At 74.8% G+C, this 373-nt stretch carries 1 protein-coding gene; it reads left to right on the top strand.

The window, feature by feature from the left end:
• A partial coding sequence (locus tag ACFFNX_RS51335) for a condensation domain-containing protein (RefSeq protein ID WP_378213801.1) occupies positions 1-368 on the top strand: 368 nt, incomplete at its 5' end.
• Positions 369-373 lie beyond the last annotated feature (5 nt).

Genomic DNA, 373 nt, shown 5'->3' on the forward strand with positions numbered 1-373 from the left:
TCCCGCTCTCGCCGCTCCAGGAAGGGCTGCTCTTCCACGCCCTGTACGACGACGAGGGCACCGACGTCTACACCGTCCAGACCTCGCTCGACCTGGACGGAGCCCTGGACACCGCGCTGCTGCGGCGCGCGGCGCAGGCCCTGCTGGACCGGCACGCCAACCTGCGGGCGGCGTTCCGGCGCACGCGCGGTGGCACGACCGTGGCCGCGATCCCGCGCCGGGTCGCGCTGCCCTGGACCGAGCACGACCTGACCGGCCTGCCCGAGGAGGCGCGGCGGACCGAGACGGACCGGATCGAGACCGCCGACCGTACGCTGCGGTTCGCCACCGACCGGCCGCCGCTGCTGCGGATGACCCTGGTCCGGTAGATCGG

It is taken from the genome of Actinoallomurus acaciae, assembly GCF_042429965.1.
Taxonomy (GTDB): domain Bacteria; phylum Actinomycetota; class Actinomycetes; order Streptosporangiales; family Streptosporangiaceae; genus Actinoallomurus; species Actinoallomurus acaciae.